16 protein-coding genes are annotated in these 17,019 nt (G+C 69.1%); 7 read left to right on the plus strand and 9 right to left on the minus strand.

The genetic code is table 11. The annotated features are described in order from the left end of the window. Window positions 1–8: 8 nt before the first annotated feature. Window positions 9–230, minus strand: coding sequence for a DUF397 domain-containing protein (locus KME79_RS33585; RefSeq protein WP_219549046.1), 222 nt, complete (start codon window positions 228–230; stop codon window positions 9–11). A gap of 300 nt (window positions 231–530) precedes the next feature. Between KME79_RS33585 and KME79_RS33590 the strand changes: the two genes are divergently transcribed. Beyond that, window positions 531–2,783 carry a GmrSD restriction endonuclease domain-containing protein gene (locus tag KME79_RS33590; RefSeq protein ID WP_219549137.1) on the plus strand — a complete coding sequence of 751 codons (2,253 nt, stop codon included), beginning with the start codon at window positions 531–533 and terminating at the stop codon, window positions 2,781–2,783. 78 nt (window positions 2,784–2,861) lie between these two features. Here the strand turns inward: KME79_RS33590 and KME79_RS33595 are convergent, their stop codons facing one another. Beyond that, entirely contained in the window at window positions 2,862–3,326 is a 465-nt protein-coding gene (locus tag KME79_RS33595; RefSeq protein WP_219549048.1) for an ATP-binding protein, read from the minus strand. A gap of 183 nt (window positions 3,327–3,509) precedes the next feature. Here KME79_RS33595 and KME79_RS33600 point away from each other — a divergent pair, with 183 nt between their 5' ends. Together KME79_RS33600 and KME79_RS33605 are read left to right on the plus strand one after the other, a co-directional pair. Then, complete coding sequence (locus KME79_RS33600) at window positions 3,510–4,337, plus strand: helix-turn-helix domain-containing protein (RefSeq protein ID WP_219549050.1); 828 nt, start codon at window positions 3,510–3,512, stop codon at window positions 4,335–4,337. Continuing rightward, window positions 4,319–4,543, plus strand: coding sequence for a DUF397 domain-containing protein (locus tag KME79_RS33605; protein ID WP_219549052.1), 225 nt, complete (start codon window positions 4,319–4,321; stop codon window positions 4,541–4,543). Before KME79_RS33600 ends, KME79_RS33605 begins: the two co-directional genes overlap by 19 nt. A gap of 36 nt (window positions 4,544–4,579) precedes the next feature. Here KME79_RS33605 and KME79_RS33610 read toward each other — a convergent pair whose 3' ends face one another. Further along, the gene (locus tag KME79_RS33610; RefSeq protein WP_308249155.1) at window positions 4,580–5,320 is read right to left on the minus strand and encodes an SDR family NAD(P)-dependent oxidoreductase; all 741 of its coding nucleotides are present in this window, start codon (window positions 5,318–5,320) and stop codon (window positions 4,580–4,582) included. Next, the gene (locus KME79_RS33615) at window positions 5,317–6,294 is read right to left on the minus strand and encodes an aldo/keto reductase (protein ID WP_219549056.1); all 978 of its coding nucleotides are present in this window, start codon (window positions 6,292–6,294) and stop codon (window positions 5,317–5,319) included. The genes KME79_RS33610 and KME79_RS33615 overlap by 4 nt, the downstream gene beginning before the upstream one ends. Window positions 6,295–6,596: 302 nt before the next feature. On the opposite strand from KME79_RS33615, the gene KME79_RS33620 reads away from it, so the two are divergent. Beyond that, window positions 6,597–7,562: a hypothetical protein gene (locus KME79_RS33620; protein WP_219549058.1), complete on the plus strand. Its 966-nt coding sequence runs from the start codon at window positions 6,597–6,599 to the stop codon at window positions 7,560–7,562. 101 nt (window positions 7,563–7,663) lie between these two features. Here KME79_RS33620 and KME79_RS33625 read toward each other — a convergent pair whose 3' ends face one another. The 4 genes from KME79_RS33625 to KME79_RS33640 are packed head-to-tail and all read right to left on the minus strand — an operon-like array spanning window position 7,664 to window position 11,728. Then, complete coding sequence (locus KME79_RS33625) at window positions 7,664–8,659, minus strand: LacI family DNA-binding transcriptional regulator (protein ID WP_219549060.1); 996 nt, start codon at window positions 8,657–8,659, stop codon at window positions 7,664–7,666. Further along, window positions 8,656–9,501 (minus strand): carbohydrate ABC transporter permease, encoded by an 846-nt coding sequence (locus KME79_RS33630; protein WP_219549062.1) that lies wholly within the window; start codon window positions 9,499–9,501, stop codon window positions 8,656–8,658. Before KME79_RS33630 ends, KME79_RS33625 begins: the two co-directional genes overlap by 4 nt. After that, the gene (locus KME79_RS33635; protein ID WP_219549064.1) at window positions 9,501–10,409 is read right to left on the minus strand and encodes a carbohydrate ABC transporter permease; all 909 of its coding nucleotides are present in this window, start codon (window positions 10,407–10,409) and stop codon (window positions 9,501–9,503) included. The genes KME79_RS33630 and KME79_RS33635 overlap by 1 nt, the downstream gene beginning before the upstream one ends. After that, a complete protein-coding gene (locus tag KME79_RS33640; protein ID WP_219549065.1) occupies window positions 10,406–11,728 on the minus strand; it encodes an ABC transporter substrate-binding protein in 1,323 nt (440 codons plus the stop codon). The genes KME79_RS33635 and KME79_RS33640 overlap by 4 nt, the downstream gene beginning before the upstream one ends. A gap of 158 nt (window positions 11,729–11,886) precedes the next feature. On the opposite strand from KME79_RS33640, the gene KME79_RS33645 reads away from it, so the two are divergent. Together KME79_RS33645 and KME79_RS33650 are read left to right on the plus strand one after the other, a co-directional pair. After that, on the plus strand, window positions 11,887–13,875 hold the full coding sequence (locus KME79_RS33645) for a beta-galactosidase (RefSeq protein ID WP_219549067.1): 1,989 nt from the start codon (window positions 11,887–11,889) through the stop codon (window positions 13,873–13,875). 12 nt (window positions 13,876–13,887) lie between these two features. Next, window positions 13,888–14,988: a glycoside hydrolase family 53 protein gene (locus tag KME79_RS33650; RefSeq protein ID WP_219549069.1), complete on the plus strand. Its 1,101-nt coding sequence runs from the start codon at window positions 13,888–13,890 to the stop codon at window positions 14,986–14,988. On the opposite strand, the gene KME79_RS33655 is transcribed toward KME79_RS33650, so the two are convergent. Further along, complete coding sequence (locus KME79_RS33655) at window positions 14,985–16,127, minus strand: acetate/propionate family kinase (RefSeq protein WP_219549071.1); 1,143 nt, start codon at window positions 16,125–16,127, stop codon at window positions 14,985–14,987. The genes KME79_RS33650 and KME79_RS33655 overlap by 4 nt on opposite strands. A gap of 79 nt (window positions 16,128–16,206) precedes the next feature. On the opposite strand from KME79_RS33655, the gene KME79_RS33660 reads away from it, so the two are divergent. Then, window positions 16,207–17,001: an alpha/beta fold hydrolase gene (locus tag KME79_RS33660; RefSeq protein ID WP_219549073.1), complete on the plus strand. Its 795-nt coding sequence runs from the start codon at window positions 16,207–16,209 to the stop codon at window positions 16,999–17,001. Window positions 17,002–17,019: the final 18 nt, after the last annotated feature.

Here is a 17,019-nt window from a genome sequence, read left to right on the forward strand (position 1 = left end):
CGGTGATGCTAGAAGTCGAAGATGCCATTCTTCGCGCCTGCTACGAACTTGTCCCAGACGGCTTTACGGAGAATCCAAGGCTCGGCGTCCGGCTGCTCGGTGTCACGCAAGGCGACGCGTCCATCGGATAAATGTTTGGCCTCCAGGCACTCGCCTCCTTGGCCACTGGACGCGGTGATCCATCCCGTCGGCTCCGCGATCTGCGTCATGATGGCTTCGCTCAACTCCACGACGTCACTCCTTCTTTGGTTCGCTGCATCGACGAATCTCTGTCTCGTAGAGGGCTTCCTACAGGATGAGTCTGATGCTCAAGGATGCCTTCGTCCACGATTGCTAGGCATTGATGTGGTGTGGGGCGATTATGGATGATTTGCCGTTCCAGTCGGGTCTGAATGGCGGGAGACATGAAAAAGTCTCGAAATCATGAACCATCGAACTCTGTGTAACAATCCGCGCTGTTTCGGTTACGAGATTCTGTGTGCGCCGTAAAGTAAAGATCCGAATCGTCGAAACCACGAGCGGGACGGATGATGGCCACACTTTCGGTTCTCCTCCATCAGATCGACAACGGAACCGTGCTGCTTCCCGAATTCCAACGCGGCTACGTATGGAACCGTGACCAGGTGCGCGGCCTCATGCGGTCGCTCTACAAGGGGTACCCGGTGGGTGGCCTGCTGCTGTGGGAGACCGAGCCGGACATGGCATCGGTAAGGGGAAGCACTCCTGATGGAGGCATTCGCCGGCTGCTGCTCGACGGCCAGCAGCGCATCACCTCCCTGTACGGGGTCATGCGCGGAAAGCCGCCCGCCTTCTTCGAAGGAGACGCCTCGGTCTTCACCGGGCTGCGGTTCAACGTGGAGGACGAGACCTTCGAGTTCTACGGCCCCGCGAAGATGCGTGACGATCCCCGGTGGGTTGACGTGAGCAGGCTCTTCATCGAAGGACTTGGCCCCTACATCGCGGAGTTCAGCCCGTTCGCCGACAAGCTCTCCATCTACATCGACCGGTTGAACAGGCTGAAGAACCTGGAGAACCGGGCGTTCCACGAAGAAAAGATCACGGGTCACGACAAAGATGTCGACGTCGTCGTCGACATCTTCAACCGGGTCAACTCGGGCGGCACCGCGCTGTCCAAAGGCGACCTCGCCCTGGCCAAGATCTGCGCTCAGTGGCCCTCGGCCAGGCAGGTGATGCGCGAGCATCTGGAGAGTTGGCGACAGGCGGGCTTTGACTTTTCGCTCGACTGGCTGTTGCGCAACGCCACTGCGGTCGCCACGGGGCGAGCGGTGTTCACGGCCCTCGACTCCGTCCCTGCCGCTGAGTTCGAGTCGGCGCTGACGAAGTCCGTCAACTACATCGGCAACTTCCTGGATGCCGTGTCAGGGAGGCTGGGGCTGGATCATGACCAGGTGCTCATGGGCCGTTACGCCATCCCAGTCATCTCCCGCCACCTCCAGCTGACGCCGGGCGGGCGTTTTCTGGATACCGCTCACCGGGATCGCGTGCTTTTCTGGTACATCCATTCCGCCCTGTGGGGCCGCTTCGCGGGCTCCACGGAGACGCTGCTCGCCCAGGACTACGAGATCGTGGAACGCTCGGGCATCGACGGGCTGATCACCGCGCTGGAGCGATGGCGCGGGGGAAACCTGGAGATCCAGTCGCACGACTTCGAAGGATCCACACGTGGTTCGCGCTTCTACCCTCTGCTCTACATGCTCACCAGGGTGAAAAGCGCCCGAGATCTCGGCAGCGGTCTCGAACTACGCGCAGAGATGCTGGGAAAGCTCACTTCGCTTCAGGTCCACCACATCTTCCCGAAGGCACTGCTGTACCGAGCGGGCTACGACCGGGTCCAAGTGAACGCGATCGCCAACTTCTGCTTCCTGACACAGGACACCAATCTGATGATCAGCAAGCGCGCTCCTGCGGACTACTTCGCAGAGGCGGAGGCGAAGCACCCCGGTATTCTCGCATCGCAGTGGATCCCCACCGATCCGGAGCTTTGGCGCCCCGAGCGCTACCTCGACTTCCTGGAGGCTCGCCGGCATCTCCTCGCTGAGGCCGCGCAGTCCTTCCTCGCCGAACTTCGCAGGGGCGTCCACTCGGCGAGCGACGATCTGAGGCCCATGACGGTGGTGGCGGACGAACAGGACGACGTCCGTTCCGCTCAGATCAAAGCCATGGTGGAGGAGATGAGACGGCTGGGCTACGCCGAGCCCGCACTCGACAGCGAACTCGCCGACCCCGTGACCGGCAGGGCTCTGGCCATTGCCGAAGCGTATTGGCCCGACGGCCTGCAGGTAGGACAGGGCAAGCCCGTGGTGCTGGAACTGGACCCGGCCGCCGCCGACCTGCCGAAACTGGAGGAGCTCGGCTATGAGGTGTTCACCTCGGTCGATTCTCTGCTCGGCTACGCGGTTAGGCGCAACGAGGCCACCTCTGGGAAGGAACCGGTCGAAGACGAGCCCCAGCCGTCTGCTCCGGCCTCAACCACCGACTTCGACAGGGCGATGCGACTCGTCTACGAGCGGGCCCGGAATGAGGCCGGCTATCCCGCCACCTACTTCCTGAGCATGCTCGCCGAGCACGGCGGCCTCGCTACGGCGCGGAAGCTTCTGCACTCGCCGGCAGTGTCGGATGGGTTCGCGGCGCTCGGGGAGAGAGGGCGTCTAGATCTGACTGTCGAGGCGCAGGTGATCGATCCGCGCTTCGAGGGACTCTTCACACCAGATGAGATCGAGATCGCGCACCATCGGCTGCAGCAGTTCGGTTACGGCGGTTAGCGAGCCGAGCGCGGGCGAGATCGTCAAAGGGCCTACGCGGTCCCCCGCCGGCGCTCTCGCAGACCCGGTGAGCTCCAGTCATGGGAGAGGTAGAAGCGCCCACACGATCTTTCCGCCGGCCAGTTCGCCTCCCTTCGGAAATCGGTAGCCCCACCTTTTCGCCAGCGCGGCCACGATTTCCAGGCCGCGCCCGTTGATGGACTCGACGCCGACGGACTGCTGCTTCGGCGCGCCCTGACCGCCATCCCACACTTCGATGATCAGCTCGTACGCCAGCTGGGTCATGAGGATGCGAATCAGCGACTCGGAGGAGAGGACTACCCCCATCCTCGTCCGGTTGTCCTGGAAGCCCAGTGCGTTGACCGAGTTCGTCACCAGCTCGGAGACAATCAATTGGGCATCGTCCACGAACTCGTCGTCCTTGTGGCCCCAGCCGCGCAACGTGGCCGCGACATACGCGCGAGAAATCCACACCGCATTCGGGAGCGCGACGAGAGTCAGGGAATTGCAGGGCTGGTCCAGATATGGGCTTGCGTCAAGCATTTCAGGCATGATGAGTGCCCTTCCAGGTGCTCCAGTGGTTCGCTTGCTCAATGTCCTACGAAAAAGGACCAGGCAGCGGTCGAATCTGGAGACGTATAGTGACCGTGTGTTTCGTACCGCGGTCACACACTCCACAATCTGACCGCGAAATCAGCACAAGAGGTCACACCTGGAGGGAAGAACGTGAGTCTTGAGGGCGATCCAAGCAAATCGGCAGGAGAACGGTTCGCGGCCGACCTCGTCAGACTACGCTCGGAGAATCGGCTGTCTCAGATACGCCTCGCGACCCGCCTCCAAGTGGATCGATCCCTCATCAGCCACATAGAGCGCGGTAAGAAGACCCCGACCGTGGATATCGCCGAACGCCTGGACGACATATTCGGCCTGGACAAACACTTCGTGGGCGTCTTCGAGCGCATCCGCCTCGAACGAGGAGCCCGCGGCTGGATCATCCAGTGGAGAGAGGTCGAGAGCCGAGCTCTCGTCATCCAGTCTTGGGACCCCCTCCTCGTCCCCGGCCTCTTCCAGACGATGACCTATGCCCGAGCGCTGTTCCAGGCCAGCCCGACCATTCCCGCCGAACTGGTCGATATAGAAGTGCAGACCCGCATACAACGGTCAGACATTCTCAGCAGGAAAGACCCGCCGAAAATCATTGCGCTTCTCGAAGAGGCGGTGCTCCATCGGCCGATCGGGGGTGGTGACATTCTGTGCGACCAACTGATTCACCTCAGGGCCGTTGCCCAGCTCCCCAATGTGGTGGTGCAGGTAGTGCCAACACAGGCAGGCTGTGGTCCCGGCCTCATGAGCGCGTTCGCCTTGGCACGGTTGCCGAATGGGGCGGATGTCATCACCGTAGACAGTAGCCTTGCCGGTCAAACTACGATGGAACCGCGCTCTGTGGAGGAAATCAAGCAGCGGTTCGACGTCATCAGGGCGGACGCGCTACCCAAGGGACAGTCCCTGACCGTGATCGAGGAAGCGATAGAACGATGGACGAGCAGGCAGTGAGTCTCGACGGCGCGGAATGGCGCAAGGCCACCGCGAGCGGCGACAACGGCGGCCAGTGCGTTGAAGTCGCCACCAACCTTCCTGGCGTTGTCGCCGTCCGAGACAGCAAGAACCCGACCGGCCCGGCTCTCGTCTTCACCCCAGGAGAGTGGAACGTCTTCCTGAATGGAGCCAAGCGAGGGGAGTTCGATCTCACCCGCCCGTGACCGCCGGCGAGGTGAAGAGCCCGTGGCCATGCATCGCTAGCGCAGGTAGCTGGCGCCGTTCAGGTCGATGATGGTGCCGCTGGCCCACTCCGCCTCCGGCGAGGCCAGGTACACGACGGCGGCGGCGATCTCCTCCGGGCGGGCCACGCGGCCGAACGGGCTCTGGGCGCGGATCTCGTCGCCCCTGGGCGGTTTGAGGTGCTCGTTCGTCATGTCCGTCTCGACGAAGCCCGGCGCGACCGCCGCCACCGCGATACCCTCCGGCGCCAGGGACACCGCGAGCGACTGGGTGAGCGCGTTCAGGCCCGCCTTGCTGGCGCCGTACGCGGGACTGTCGGGCTCGCCGCGGAAGGCGCCGCGCGAGGAGACGTTGACAATGCGACCGCCCCGCGGCATGTGGGGGAGCGCGCACCAGATCATGTTCGCCGCGCCGGCCAGGTTGAGGTCGAGCGTCCGGCGCCAGGCCGCCTGCCACTCCTCGTAGGTGAGGTCCGTGACCGGGTGGTGCAGGAACACGCCGGCGTTGTTGACCAGCACGTCGATGCCGCCCAGGGCGGTCGCCGCCTCGTCCACGACGCGGCGCACCGCCTCCGGGTCGGCCAGGTCCGCCTGGACGACCGCGTGTCCCTCGCCCGGCAGCTCGTCCAGCAGCCCGGAGGCGAGGGCGGGGGAGTCGCGGTGGTGGACCGCCACCCGGTCACCCAGCTCCGCGAACGCCGTCGCGACGGCCCGCCCGATCCCCCGGGACGCCCCGGTGACGAGAACCGCCCGGCTCACCATCGGTCGTGCACCTGCGGACGGATGAGCTCGTCGTACACGTCGCGTACGGCCTGGAGGGTCTCCGGCGGGAGGGGCGGGAGCGCGGCCGCGGCGGCGTTGGCGGCGGCCTGGGCCGGGTTGCGGGCGCCCGGGATGACGACGGACACGCCGGGCTGGTCGAGGATCCAGCGCAGCGCGAACTGCGCCATCGTCGCCCCCTCGGGCACCAGCGGGGCCAGCCGCCGCACCGCCTCCAGGCCGGTGCGGAAGTCCACGCCGGAGAACGTCTCGCCCACGTCGAACGACTCGCCGTGGCGGTTGAAGGTGCGGTGGTCGTCGGGCGCGAACGTGGTGTTCTCGTCGTACCGGCCCGACAGCAGGCCGCTGGCCAGCGGCACCCGGGCGATGATGCCGACACCCGCCTCGCGGGCCGCGGGCAGCACCCGCTCCAGCGGCTTGAGCCGGAACGCGTTCAGGATGATCTGCACCGTCGCCACGCCCGGCCGGGCGATCGCCGTCAGCGCCTCCTCGCACGTCTCCACGCTCACCCCGTACGCGGCGATCTTCCCCTCCGAGACCAGCGTGTCGAGCGCGTCGAACACCGCGTCGGACGAGTACACCGGCGTGGGCGGGCAGTGCAGCTGCACCAGGTCGACGGTGTCGACGCCGAGGTTGCGGCGGGAGCGCTCGTTCCAGGCGCGGAAGTTGGCCATCACGTAGTTCTCCGGCACCTGGTCCATCCGGCGGCCCATCTTGGTGGCCACCGTGAGGTCCGGGTGGGCCTTGGCGAACCGGCCGACGATCTGCTCGCTGCGGCCGTCGCCGTAGACGTCGGCGGTGTCGATGAACGTCACCCCGTCGCCGGCCGCCGCCGAGAGCGTCGCGATCGCGTCGTCCTCGCTCACCTGCCCCCAGTCGGCCCCGAGCTGCCACGCTCCCAGCCCCACCACGCCGACTCGCCGTCCGGTGTGTCCCAACACACGCTGTTCCATAGGCAGTCACTCTGGCATATGGACGTATGCGAGGGCATGCCGGAGCGCGGTGTTGACGATCGCGTGACTGTATAGTACAAGCCCAGCGCCACCAGATCCGGCAACCGGGATGGTCGCCGGTTCGATGCACGCCCCCATCATGGAAAACCATCAGCTCGGCGCGCCATGTGGGCGCATATTCGTGGTGTGTCCGATGGGAATTCCCCACCGATATTTTGCTGAATGGAGCGGCCTGCTTTCGCTGTTCCTCTATCGAAACGGGTATGCCTGCTTTCGACCGATTTCTATCAGGGGGAGCGGAAATGAGTCCGATCGTCGGAACAGCGGCGAATCCTGGAACAGCGGGCGTCACCGGGGAGAGCGAGCAGTGGAATGGCGTCCTAGGTGTCAGCAGGGCGAACGGGCACGCCGGCGTGGCCGGAGTGAATGAGCGAGGCGGCAACGGAATCTACGGCCGTGGCACCGGAAACGGTGTCTGGGGGCACGGCTACGCCCACGCCAACGCGATCGGCGTCGTCGGAGTCAGCGATCACAACGACGGCGTGGCCGGGATCTCGCAGACCACCGGGAAGTCCGGTGTCCTCGGTGTCCACCATGGTCAGAATGGTCAGGGCGTGTGGGGACAGGCGAACAAAGGCCGGGGCGTCGTCGGCCTGAGCCAGACGGGAACCGGCGTGTACGGCAGGTCCGAGGCGGACGAGGGAGTTCGGGGTGAATCCCTGAACCGGCACCATGGCGGAGTCGTCGGAATCAGTCGGGCGGTGGGCGGTCACGGTGTCTACGGCACCTGTGACGAGGGCACCGGAGTCATCGCCGTGACGAAGAGAGGGACCGCGCTCTTTGCGAAGGCGGACGCGGGAAAAGCGGGGCATTTTCAAGGCGATATCGAGGTCACCGGGATCATCCGAAACGCCGACCTGCAGGCGCGGCTTGACCAGGCCCAGCAGAAAGTGGCCGAACTGGAGCGTAAGCTCATGGCTCTGCAGGCCCAGCTGAACGAATTCAGCTCCAACATCAATACCCGGGTGTCGAATTGCGAGACGCAGATCAGAGGCCTTGCGCTTTATTCGCATTCACATGAGTTGGCCAGGAAAGGGGCGGAAGCTGACAGGGCCGTCGCCGACGCGGAAGAAGTGAGCCTGTCGCCGTCTCTGATGCTGTCCAACGGTCACGAGCCGTCGCTCACCCTTCCGGAAGAACCGCTGGTCGGCGCTTCGATGGGAGCCGGTGCCAACCAGTCCCAGCACGAACAGGACCAGCCTGAGTAACACACCAGCCAGAAGATCCGGGCGCCGGACTCCAGGAGGGGAGATCAACCTGATGGGGCGTGGACCGGCGAACGGCCGACCGGAGATGCCGGCGACAGGAATCAGGCGGACTCGCGGATCACCAGCTCGGTCGGCAGCACCACCGGCTGGGGCTTCTCGGCGCCGTCGAGCCGGGCCAGCAGCAGGTTGATGGTCGCGTTCGCCATCTCCGCCAGCGGCTGCCTGATCGTCGTGAGCGGCGGGAGGGTGGAGGTGGCCACCGAGGAGTCGTCGAAGCCGCCCACCGCCACGTCGTCCGGCACCCGCCGGCCCGCCGCGCGCAGGGTCGTCAGGGCGCCGGCCGCCATCAGGTCGGAGGCGACGAACACCGCGTCGAGGTCAGGGGTGCGCTCCAGCAGCTCGGCCATCGCCCGCTCGCCGCTGGCCTGGGTCCAGTCGCCGTGCGCGATGAGCTTCTTGGACGCCTTGCGGCCCAGCACGTCGGCGAAGCCCTCCAGACGCTGGATGCCGCCGGGGGTGTCCATCGGGCCGGTGATCATGGCGATCCGCTTGTGGCCCCGGCTCACCAGGTATTCGGTCATCTGCCGGGCGCCCAGGCGATCGTCCGCGGCCGCGTACGGGATGACGTTCTCGCGCCCGATGACCGCGCCGCACGAGACGGCGGGGGCGGCGGCGGCGAGCGCGTCGGCCAGCGGGTCGCCCGCGTGGGTCGTCACCAGGAGCACGCCGTCGGCGTGGCCGCCGCGCACGTAGCGCACCACCCGGTCGCGGTCGCCCTCGTTGCCGGCGAGCATCATCACCAGCGAGATGTCGCGCTCGGCCAGGCGGCGGATCGCCACCCGGATGAGGGTGCTGTAGTTGGGGTCCTCGAACAGCATCTGGTCCGGCTCCGACAGCACCATGGCCACGGAGCCGGTGCGCTGGGTGACCAGGCTGCGGGCGGCGCGGTTGACGACGTAGCCGGTCTCGGTGATGGCCCGCTCGATCGCGGCCCGCGCGGCCGGGCTGACGTAGCGGTCGCCGTTGAGCAGCCTGGACACCGTGCCGCGGGACACGCCCGCGGCCGCGGCGACGTCGTGGATGGTAGGGCGCTTCATTTCACCGCTCCGGAGGACAGGTCTGTCCTCCAGTATCGCTGCATCGTGAGGAAGAGCGCGATCAGCGGGATGATCGACAGCAGCGCGCCGGTCAGGATCAGGTTGTACAGCGCCGGCTGGTTGGCCCCGGCCGCCAGCAGCGTGTAGAGCCCGACCGTGAGCGGGAACTTGCCGTCGTCGCCCAGCATGATGAACGGCAGCAGGAAGTTGTTCCAGATGGCCACGAACTGGAACAGGAAGATGGTGACCATGCCCGGCACCATCAGCGGCAGCGCCACCCGCGACATGAGCGTCCACTCGCCGGCCCCGTCGATCCGCCCGGCCTCCAGCAGCGAGTCCGGGATGGCGGCGGTCGCGTACACCCGGGCGAGGTAGATGCTGTACGGGGACAGGATCTGCGGCAGCAGCACCGCCCAGTACGTGTCCGCCATCCCCACCTTCGAGAACAGCAGATACTGCGGGATGGCCAGCACCACGGCCGGCACCAGGATGCCGCCGATCAGCAGGTTGAAGATCAGCGCCCGGCCCGGGAAGCGGTACTTGGCCAGCGCGTACCCGGAGACCGCGGCGACCACGGTGGCCAGCAGCGAACCGCCGCCCGCGTAGACGAACGTGTTGACCAGCCACAGCCAGAACACCCCGTCGCGGTAGGCGAGCAGATCGGACACGTTGGAGAGGAAGCCGGTGCCGAAGGCCATGGTCGGCGTGGTGAACAGCTCCCCGGGCGACTTGGTCGCCGCGATCAGCACCCAGCTCACCGGGAACAGGCAGTAGATCGCGCCGGCCAGCAGCACGGCGGTCGGCAGCAGGCCGGTGGACCGGCGGGTCGTGACGGCGGTCATCAGCCCTCCCCGAAGGCGCGGTCGCGGACCACGCGCAGAAATCCGAACGCCAGGACGAAGGAGACGGCGGCGATGACGATCGAGGTGGCCGCCGCCGCGTACAGGTCACCGGTGACGAACGCGTCCCGGTAGACCTTCATCAGCGGGCTCCACGTGGAGCTGATCGTGTTCGTGAACGGCCGCAGCGTGGTCGGCTCGGTGAACACCTGGATCGTCGCGATGATCGAGAACACGGTGGTCAGGATGATCGCCGGCATCAGCAGCGGGATCTTGATCCGCAGCGCGATCTGCGTCTCGGTGGCGCCGTCGAGCCGCGCCGCCTCGTAGTAGTCGCGCGGCACCGCCCGCAGCGCCGTGTAGAGCACCAGCATGTTGAAGCCGGTCCCGCCCCACACCGCCACGTTGGCCATCGAGTACGTGACCGTGGTCGCGCCGAGCAGGTCCACGTCCAGCACCGCCCGGATCGGGCTGAGCGACGGCAGGTAGAGGAACCCCCACAGCAGCGACGCGGCCACGCCGGGCACCGCGTACGGCAGGAAGATCGCGATCCGGCCGAAGCGGGCCAGCCGCACCCGGGCCGAGTCCAGGGCCAGCGCGAACACCAGCGCCAGCCCCAGCATCACGACCAGCACGATCGCGCCGTACCCGAGCACCCGCAGCCACCCGGCCCACAACTCGCCGTCGGTGATCGCGGCGGCGAAGTTGTCGAACCCGGCGAACACCTCGCGGCGCGACCCGCCCCCCAGCCCGAGCCCGGACACCCGGGTCCGGCGCATCGCCAGGTAGGCGGTGTAACCGATCGGCACCGCCAGGAACAGCACGAACAGCACGATCGCCGGGGTGAGGAACAGGTATGGGGCGAGCAAGGGGCGGCGCGACGCGCGCCGCCTCTTCGCGGAGTACGTCATGACGCGAGCGAGAACCCGGACTTGCGCATGTCGGCGACGGTGGCCTCGTGCATCGCCCTGACGGCGCCGGAGAACGGGCTGCCGTCCTGCAACGCCTTGTCGAAGCCGTCCCTGAAGGCGTTGTACGTGACGCCGACGTTGGGCCCGAAGGTGAAGCCGCGCGCCCCGGCGGAGGCCTGGGCGGCCTGCTGCCAGAAGTCCGGCTGGTTGGCGAAGTAGCCGGGCGCCTCGGTGAGCGCCGTCTGCGCCTTGGTGGCCGCCGGATAGATCGCGGCCTCCTTCACCAGCGCGCCGACCGCCTCCGGGTCGGTGTTGAGCCAGGTGGCGAACCGGGCCGCGGCGGCCCTGTTCGGCGACTTGGCGGCGACCGCCACGGACGAGCCGCCCCAGAAGCCGGTGTGGTTCTCGCCGGCGTTCCACTGCGGCATCGGGGCGATCGCCCACTTGCCCTCGGCCTTGGGCGCGTTGCTCTCCAGCGTGCCCGGCGCCCAGATCGCCGACGGCCAGGTGAGCAGCTTGCCGTCGGCGAGCGCCTTGTTCCACTCGGGGGTGAAGTACGGCGTGTCGTCGATGGCGCCCTCCTTGACCAGGCCGTCCCAGTAGTCGGCGACCTTCACGGTGGGCGCGTCGGCGATGTCCACCTTCCAGGCCTCGCCGCTGATCGACCACCACTGGGCGCCCGCCTGCTGGGCGAGGCCGGTGAACGCGCCGGGGTCCTTGCTGGAGAAGGTGCCCAGGTAGACCTTGGGGTCCTTCTTCCGCACGGCGCGGGCCGCCTCGGCGTACTCGTCCCAGGTCTTCGGGACCTCGATGCCGTACTCGTCGAACAGGTCCTGGCGGTAGAAGAGCATCATCGGGCCGCTGTCCTGCGGGACCGCGTACACGCCGTCGGTGCCGAGCGTGACGAGCCCCCACACGCCCTCGCCGAACTCGCCCTTGACCGTCTCGGTCTCGGCCTTGAGGTCGGCCACCGCCTCGGCCGCCACGAACGACGGCAGGTGCTGGTATTCGGCCTGCACCAGGTCCGGCGGGTTGCCGGCCTTGGCCGCGGTGAGGAACTTGGCGGCGGCGTCGTCGCCCCCGGCCTGCTTGCTGACCGTCACCTGGATGTCGGGGTGCGCCTTGTTCCACACCTCGACGACCTTGTCCATGTTGGGAGCCCACGTCCAGTACGTGAGCTTGACCGGGCCCTGCGGGGCCTGAGACTGCGTCCGCGCCGCCTCCGGAGTGCCGGCGGGCTCGCCGCCGCCACATCCGGACAGGGTCAGGGTGGCCGCGAGCGCTGCGGCCAAGGCGGCTCCGAGGCGTGTGGCACGCATGCATACCTCCAGATGTTCTCTGTGAACGTGCACAGACTGGATCAGCCATCAGTGCGGGGTCAAGGGCCCGTTATGTTCTCGTTAGTCTCCTGGTCGGTTTCCAAGAGCCGTGACGCGCGCTACTGTGCACGTTCACAGAAGTACGACAAGGGGGATGGATGTATCCGGAGCGTCCGGCCGGTATCGCCTACGGCGGGGACTACAACCCCGAGCAGTGGCCGCGCGAGGTGCACGAGGAGGACGTCGCCCTGATGCGCGAGGCCGGGGTCAACCTGGTGAGCCTCGGCATGTTCTCGTGGGCGCTGATGGAGCCGGAGGAGGGCCGCCACGAGTTCGGCTGGCTGGACGAGATCGTCGACCGGCTGCACGCCGCCGGCATCGCGGTCGACCTGGCCACGCCCACCGCCGCGCCGCCCGCCTGGTTCACCGCCCGCCACCCGGACACGCTGCCCGTCGGCCGCGACGGCGTGCGGATCGGCTTCGGCGGCAGGCAGAACGCCTGCTCCAGCGCGCCCGCCTTCCGCGAGGCCACCGCCCGCCTGGTGCGCGCGCTCGCCACCCACTACCGCGGCCATCCCGCCGTGGTCATGTGGCACGTGCACAACGAGTACGGGGCGCCGCTGGGCGAGTGCTACTGCGAGCACAGCGTCGCCGCCTGGCGCGACTGGCTGCGCCACACCTACCGTGACCTGGCCGAGCTCAACGACGCCTGGGGCACCGCGTTCTGGGGGCAGCGCTACACCGACTGGGCGCAGATCGACGCCCCCCGCCACAACCACACCGCCGTCAACCCGGCCCAGCGGCTCGACTTCGCCCGCTTCAGCGACGGCCAGCACCGCGAGCACTACGCGCTGCAGCGCGACATCCTGCGCGAGATCACCCCCGGCGTGCCGGTGACGACCAACTTCGCCGGCACCGTGAACTGCAAGTCGACCGACCTGTGGCAGTGGGCGCGCGAGCTCGACGTGGTCGCCAACGACCACTACCTGAAGGCCGAGCAGCCGGACAACCACATCGACCTGGCCATGTCCGCCGACCTGGCGCGCTCGGTGGCCGGGGGAGAGCCGTGGATGCTCATGGAGCACTCGGCCGGCGCGGTCAACTGGCAGCCGCGCAACCTCGCCAAGCGGCCCGGCGAGATGCGCCGCAACAGCCTCGCGCACGTCGCCCGCGGCTCCGACAGCGTGCTGTTCTTCCAGTTCCGCGCCTCGCGGTTCGGCGCGGAGAAGTTCCACTCCGCGATGGTGCCGCACGCCGGCGCCGGCTCCACGCAGTGGCGCGAGATCGTCGAGCTCGGCGCCGACCTGCGCAGGCTCGCAGGCGTGCGGGGCAGCCGGGTGCGCGCCGACGTCGCCCTGGTGTGGGACTGGGAGTCGTACTGGGCGCTGGAGCTCGACTGGCGGCCGTCGGTGGACCTGCGGTTCCGTGAGCGGGCCGACGCCTTCTACGAGGCGCTCTGGCGGGAGCACGTCACCATCGACTTCGTCCACCCGTCCGCCGACATGTCGCGTTATCGGGTGGTGGTCGCGCCGAGCGCGTACCTGCTCACCGACGCCTCCGCCAAGAACCTGCACCGGTACGTGGAAGCAGGCGGAAACCTGCTCGTCTCGTACTTCTCCGGCATCGTCGACGAGCACGACACCATCCACCCCGGCGCCTACCCGGGCGCGCTGCGCGAGGTGCTCGGCCTGTCGATCGAGGAGTTCCACCCGCTGCGCGAGCACGAGACCGTCGCCGTCACCGGCGGGCTCGACGGACGGATCTGGTCCGAGCGGATCCACCCGGCCGGGGCCGTCGCCGAGCGCGCGTTCGCCTCCGGGCCGGACGCCGGGCATCCCGCGCTCACCCGCCACGACCTCGGCGCGGGCACCGCCTGGTACCTGGCCACCGCCCCCGTCACCGGCCTGCGCGAGCTGCTGGCCGGGGTGCTCGACCGCGCCGGCGTGAGCCGCCCGCGCGGCCTGCCCGACACGCTGGAACTGGTCCGGCGCGGCCACCACCTGTTCCTCATCAACCACGGCGACGAGCCGGTGACGGTCGAGGGGGTGACCGGCACGGGCGTGTTCGACGGGGCGCACCACGACGGGCCGGTGACCGTCGCGGCCGGCGCCGTGACGGTCGTCGAGGAGCAATCCCCCCACCCCTAGGAGAGCACTCCCATGAGACGGTTACTGATCGCTCTGCTCTGCCTCGCCACCCTGGCCGCGGCGGCTCCCGCCGCCCAGGCCGAACGGCGGCTGCCCATCCGCGGCGCCGACGTCTCCAGCCTCGCCAAGTCCGAGGCGCTCGGCGGCGTCTACCGCCACGCCGACGGCCGCCGCGACGACGCGCTCCGCATCCTGGCCCAGGCCGGGCTCACCCACATCAGGCTCAAGGTCTGGGTGGATCCGGCCGACGGCTACAACACCAAGACCCAGGTCCTGGCCGTCGCCAAGCGGGCCAAGAAGGCCGGGCTCCGGCTGCTGGTCGACTTCCACTACTCCGACACCTGGGCCGACCCCGGCAAGCAGTTCAAGCCCGCCGCCTGGGCGAACCTGCCCTTCGACGAGCTGGTCCGGGCCGTGTACGCGCACACCTTCGACGTGCTGGACGCGCTGCGCCGCCAGGGCACCCCGGCCGACCTGGTCCAGGTCGGCAACGAGATCAACGGCGGCCTGCTGTGGCCCGACGGGAGCAACCAGAACTGGGCGAACACCGCCCGGCTGCTCAACGCCGGACACGACGCGGTCAAGGACGTCTCCCGCCGCACCGACGTGGTGCTCCACCTGGCCAACGGCGGCGACAACGGCCTGTACCGGTGGTGGTTCGACAACGCCGCCGCCCACGGCATCCGCTACGACGTGATCGGCCTGTCGTACTACCCGTACTGGCACGGCACCCTGGAGGCCTTCCAGGCCAACATCGACGACGTCGCCACCCGCTACCGCAAGCCCGTGGCCGTCGTGGAGACCGGCTACCCGTTCACCACCGCCGACGACGACGGCTGGGAGAACCTCATCCTGTCGCCCGAGCCGTACCCCGGCTACCAGGCCACCCCCGCCGGGCAGGCCGCCCTGCTGAGCAAGGTCTCCGACATCGTACGGAACGTCCCCGACCGGCTCGGCCTGGGCGTCTTCGCCTGGGAGGCCACCTGGACCGGCGTGCCGGGCAACGGCTGGGACCCCGCCGACCCGGCCACCGGCAACGCCTGGGAGAACCAGGCCCTGTTCGGCTTCGACGACCGCGCCCTGCCCGCCATGCGGGCGCTCGGCCGCGGCTAGACCTCGATCTCGGGCCCGTACAGCTCGCGCAGGCACTCGCGGGCCAGCTGGAGCTCCTCGTGCGGTTCGACGACGAGCACCGGCACCGCGGTGCCCGCCGGGCTGATCAGGCCGTCGTCGGCGCGGTTGCCGCCCACCGGCGGCTCGACCCCGAGCAGGCGCAGGCGGCGGCAGACCGCCTCGCGCACCTCGGGCTGGTCCCAGCCGATCTCCCCGGTGAACACCAGCGCGTCGACGCGGCCCAGCGACGTCGCCGCGGCCGCGATCTCCCGGCTCACCCGGTGGCAGAACACCCGCAGGGCCAGCGCCGCCTCCTCGTCGCCGTCGCGTTCGGCGGCGACGAGGTCGCGGGTGTCGCCCGAGCGGCCGCCGGACAGGCCGAGCAGCCCCGACTCGCGCTCCAGCCCGTGGCGCAGCTCGTCCGCGCTCAGCCGGCCGTCGAGCAGCCACATCAGCATGCCCGGGTCGAGGCTGCCGGAGCGCCTGCTCATCGGCAGCCCGTCGAGCGGGGTGAATCCCATCGAGGTGTCCAGGCTGCGCCCGCCCGACACCGCGCACACCGACGCGCCGCCGCCCAGGTGGGCGAGCACCAGGTCCAGCTCCGCGACCGGACGGCCGAGCAGTTCGGCCGCCCGGTCGGTCGCCCACGCGTACGACAGGCCGTGGAAGCCGTAGCGGCGCAGCCCGTACCTCTCCCGCCACGCCTTGGGCAGGGCGTAGACCGCGGCCGCGTCGGGCAGCCCGGCGTGGAAGGCGGTGTCGGGGCAGAGCACGTGCGGCACCGCGGGCAGCAGCTCGCGGGCCGCGTCCAGCAGGTCCAGCGCCGGCGGCAGGTGCAGCGGCGCCAGGTCGGTGATCCGGCGCAGCGCGGCCGCCAGGTGGTCGTCGGCCACCGCCGGCGCGGTCACCAGCTCGCCGCCGTGCACCAGCCGGTGCGCCACCGCGCCCACGTCCCGGTCGAGGTGGCGGCCCAGGAACTCCGACACCTCCGACCGCGCGGACCCCGGCTCCACCGCCCGCTGGGAACGCGCGCCGTCGACGACCACGCCGCCGTCGACGAGGTCGAGGCGGAGGCTCGACGAGCCGGCGTTGACCGTCAGCACCGCCGCTTCCGCCCAGCTCTGTCCCTGATCCAGCATGCCTGACGCCTACCCGGCGCCGCCTGGGCGACACCACGGTGTCTAGGACATCCGCCGCCCCTGACGGAGGATGGTGCCTATGATCGGATTCGGCTACGCCCGCACCCCTTTAGGACAGATCCACTACGCCGAGTGCGGCACCGGCGAGCCGGTGCTGCTGCTGCACCAGACGCCCCGCTCCTGGGACGAGTACCGCGAGGTGCTGCCGCTGCTCGGGGCGGGCCACCGGGCGATCGCGATGGACACGCTCGGCTTCGGCGCCTCCGCGCCGCCGGCCGAGCACACGATCGAGGCGTACGCGGACGGAGTGCTGGCCTTCATGGACGCGCTCGGCCTGGAGACGGCCGCGGTCGCCGGGCACCACACGGGCGGGGTGATCGCCGTGGAGGTGGCGGCCCGCGCGCCTGAACGGGTCAGCAGGCTGGTGCTGTCGTCCACGCCGCTGGTGGACGCCGAGGCGCGCCGGCGGCGCGAAGGCCGGCCGCAGGTGGACCACGTGACCGAACGGGAGGACGGCTCCCACCTGGTCGAGCTGTGGGCGGGCCGGGCCGGCTTCTACCCGCCGGGCCGCCCCGACCTGCTGGCCCGCTTCGTCCGCGACGCGCTGGCCGCCCGGCCCGGCCTGACCGGCGGGCACCGCGCCGTCGCCGCCTACCGGATGGAGGACCGGCTCGGCCTGATCCGCTGCCCGGTCCTGTGCGTGGGCGCCGCCGACGACCCCTTCGCCTTCCCCGAGCTGCGCCCGCTGGCCGACCGGCTGGGGGCGCCGGCCGCGGTCATCGCCGGCGGCATGGTGCCGCTGGAGTACCAGGCCGCCGAGTTCGCCCGCGTGGTCGGAACGTTCCTGGCGGGCGGGGAGTTTGCGACTCCTTGACGTTGGCAGTACCCCCTT

Origin of the sequence: Nonomuraea harbinensis (assembly GCF_019396385.1) — a bacterium.
In the GTDB taxonomy this organism is placed as follows: Bacteria; Actinomycetota; Actinomycetes; order Streptosporangiales; family Streptosporangiaceae; genus Nonomuraea; species Nonomuraea ferruginea.

Coding starts and splice junctions, on each gene's coding strand:
- KME79_RS33590 (WP_219549137.1), top strand. CDS start 531: ATGGCCACACTTTCGGTTCTCCTCCATCAGATCGACAACGGAACCGTG.
- KME79_RS33595 (WP_219549048.1), bottom strand. CDS start 3,326: ATGCTTGACGCAAGCCCATATCTGGACCAGCCCTGCAATTCCCTGACT.
- KME79_RS33605 (WP_219549052.1), top strand. CDS start 4,319: ATGGACGAGCAGGCAGTGAGTCTCGACGGCGCGGAATGGCGCAAGGCC.
- KME79_RS33615 (WP_219549056.1), bottom strand. CDS start 6,294: ATGGAACAGCGTGTGTTGGGACACACCGGACGGCGAGTCGGCGTGGTG.
- KME79_RS33620 (WP_219549058.1), top strand. CDS start 6,597: ATGAGTCCGATCGTCGGAACAGCGGCGAATCCTGGAACAGCGGGCGTC.
- KME79_RS33625 (WP_219549060.1), bottom strand. CDS start 8,659: ATGAAGCGCCCTACCATCCACGACGTCGCCGCGGCCGCGGGCGTGTCC.
- KME79_RS33630 (WP_219549062.1), bottom strand. CDS start 9,501: ATGACCGCCGTCACGACCCGCCGGTCCACCGGCCTGCTGCCGACCGCC.
- KME79_RS33635 (WP_219549064.1), bottom strand. CDS start 10,409: ATGACGTACTCCGCGAAGAGGCGGCGCGCGTCGCGCCGCCCCTTGCTC.
- KME79_RS33640 (WP_219549065.1), bottom strand. CDS start 11,728: ATGCGTGCCACACGCCTCGGAGCCGCCTTGGCCGCAGCGCTCGCGGCC.
- KME79_RS33645 (WP_219549067.1), top strand. CDS start 11,887: ATGTATCCGGAGCGTCCGGCCGGTATCGCCTACGGCGGGGACTACAAC.
- KME79_RS33650 (WP_219549069.1), top strand. CDS start 13,888: ATGAGACGGTTACTGATCGCTCTGCTCTGCCTCGCCACCCTGGCCGCG.
- KME79_RS33655 (WP_219549071.1), bottom strand. CDS start 16,127: ATGCTGGATCAGGGACAGAGCTGGGCGGAAGCGGCGGTGCTGACGGTC.
- KME79_RS33660 (WP_219549073.1), top strand. CDS start 16,207: ATGATCGGATTCGGCTACGCCCGCACCCCTTTAGGACAGATCCACTAC.